At 43.2% G+C, this 2,681-nt stretch carries 1 protein-coding gene and 2 pseudogenes; 2 read left to right on the top strand and 1 reads right to left on the bottom strand.

Features of this window, described 5'->3' with window-relative positions:
- Positions 1–274: pseudogene (locus tag EXE42_RS19590) on the top strand (NAD(P)-dependent oxidoreductase); the annotation flags it as partial.
- 2 nt (positions 275–276) lie between these two features.
- Positions 277–1,935 carry a glycosyltransferase family 39 protein gene (locus EXE42_RS15050; RefSeq protein ID WP_137706852.1) on the top strand — a complete coding sequence of 553 codons (1,659 nt, stop codon included), beginning with the start codon at positions 277–279 and terminating at the stop codon, positions 1,933–1,935.
- A 103-nt stretch (positions 1,936–2,038) separates the two neighbouring features.
- Here the strand turns inward: EXE42_RS15050 and EXE42_RS20810 are convergent.
- Positions 2,039–2,407, bottom strand: a pseudogene (locus EXE42_RS20810) (hypothetical protein); the annotation flags it as partial.
- Positions 2,408–2,681: the final 274 nt, after the last annotated feature.

Here is a 2,681-nt window from a genome sequence, read left to right as displayed (position 1 = left end):
CCGCTTTGCTCTCCGAGTGTTGAACAAACTCGATCTGTCACCGCTCTATCCGTGGGTATATGAAACAGCTCACGAGGACTCGTACGTCTCCGTCGAAAAGTTGTGCGATATCGGATGGGAACCAGAATACTCCAATCAAAAGGCATTGGTTGATACATATCAATGGTATCTAGAGAATTATGAAGAAAGTGAGGATAAAACTGGAAAAGACCATCGTGTCGCGTGGGATCAGGGCGCTCTTAAAATAGTGAAAAAGGTATTCAAAAAAATATAGACATGGTCGATTTAGCGTCTTCAAAAAAAGATTCTTACTTCAATTATATCCATAGAGGTTCAATAGTATTTATTGTATTATATACATTGTTTCAGCTTTTAGTATCAGTTCCATATGGGATTCAACTCTCTGATGAGGGATTTCAATTCTATCTTGCGTGGGGGATAGGAAGCGAGAATTTGGTTCTCTATAAAGATATTTTCACTATGTATGCTCCTGGATACATTTGGGGTATAGCATCTTTCTTGGAGATATTTGGATATTCATTTTTTTCGTTCCGCATTTATGAAATTATTTTTACCCTCGCTCTTTTAGCTGGACTCTATCTTATTATTAAACGACTTACTACAAACAGATGGGTACCAATATATGCACTTACATTTATTGTACTGATTTGGATTCCTATTGGATTCAAATCAAGTAGAGTAATTATGTCACTTCCATATATATATTTGGGCGTCCTTTCTATACAATCGGGTTTAACACAGCGTCGAATTATCGGGCTATCGCTCGTTGTGACTATTGCAGGCCTTATGAGCCAGGAAGTCGGTGGGTTCTTATCAATTGGATTTCTCTCATTACTTCTAATATGCGAATACAACAGCCCTGCGCCTGTTAGCTACTGGAGAGGGGCTAAAAAGCTGACTCTATTCGTAGGAGTTGGTATCATTAGTGTAACACCAGTTCTCTATTATTACTTTATAAATGACGCTATATTCTATCTGATACATGATCTCTTTCTATCTCTCCCCGCATTTTCTGAGGCAATGGGTATCTCAGTAATTCGCCCAATTATGCGCCCCTTTTTAACTTTTGAACTATCATTAATGGGTATATTAAGATTTGGGTTTAGATCGGTGAATTCATTCCTTTTCTTTTTACCACCGATATTAGTAGCTATCACTGTAAAACATCTATTACAGACGTATAGAGAGACAGACGAAGTGTCTGGAGATAATTATTCTCTTGGTTGGATCGCTGTTGTCGCATCTCTCTTCTACTTCATCGCACTTGGCCGTAGCGATATGTCGCATCTCGCAAATGCAATTTTCCCCTCTGTCGTATTGTTATCGCTCTTACTAGATGAATACTACCCGGAGTTAAATGTACATCGTAGCAGCCGGCTGGGCCATTTACCCGAAATGAAAGAAATTACAATTCTCTGTCTGGTGCTTAGTACACTACTTATCCCAGCAGGAGCTGGACAGATGCGATTGTTATTAGGAAATCCTCTGTTAGGAGGCCAGAATTATGTTGATTCTGATATTCAAACAGCTGATCGCTTGCAAATTTCTGAGAAGGAATATGAGAACATTTCAACAACCGTGGAAACAGTCAAGAAAATACAAGAAGGATCCAATTCAAAGTATCACGTTGTGGCGTTACCCTATCTCCCGGGATATTACCCACTCACAGGATCTATACCTCCAACACGATATGCATCATTCTTACCGGGTGAGATGGATAACCGAGATATTGCAGACCTCATTAGTACTATGAATAATACAGACACAATTATTATTTATAATACAAATAGAACGATATATACTAATGAGGGAGATATATCTTTACAAGATTATTATCCTCGACTTCACAATTACATTATCAATAAGTGTAATTTAAAATCCACTAAGAATGACACAAAAGTATATACTTGTTAACTCTTAACACTCTTAATTAAATGAATTAGAGTGCTTTGTTGAATCCGATGATGGCGTGGGAATCACCGTTTGAGTGCTTGTTCGAGGTTGCAGACTGCGGCGGTCACCACGAGTTCGCGGAACTCGCGGTACCACGCGCGAGGGGGAGACAGGCGGGGCCGAACCGACGTTTGATGGCCGAAAAGGCAGTCTCGGCCATCCAGCGCTGGCCGTCTAATTCTCTGTCCAACCGGGCGTTGTGGGCGTGATCGTACGCAGCAAACAGCCGGTGACGCAGCAAGGGTCGGACGCCCTCTAACCGGAGGGCGTCCCGGTGCGATTGGTCGTCATAGCCTTTCTCGCCAGCGAGAATCTCGATTTTCTTGGTGTTACGAAGGGGGACTCGACGGCTAGTTTGAGTGTCGCGAGGCCAATGTGCCGAGCAGTGAATGTCGAGGACGGAACATAAGTCTGTATCGGCGAGCGTCGTCGTTTTGAGCGTATGTGGCGATCAGAGCAGTATTGGTTGTGTCTCGATACCGTTTCGTGGTCGAAGAATGTGGCATCGATTACACCGTGCGAGCCCGGATCGCAGCTGGTCGCGGACTCACGAAGAAAGACACGCCATATCGACATGGGATCCTCTCAAACGACCGGCACAGCGTTGAGGGTACGGGAATGCTGTTTGAGCGCTGTAACAGATCACGAACGCGATCCATCTCACTCGCCCAATCGACGATCTCGCGGTATGCCACACCATGTGAATC

Origin of the sequence: Halorubrum sp. SP3 (genome assembly GCF_005435195.1) — an archaeon.
Taxonomy (GTDB): domain Archaea; phylum Halobacteriota; class Halobacteria; order Halobacteriales; family Haloferacaceae; genus Halorubrum; species Halorubrum sodomense.
Note: the sequence above shows the minus strand (reverse complement) of the source record. Positions and strands in the feature narration are given on the sequence as shown.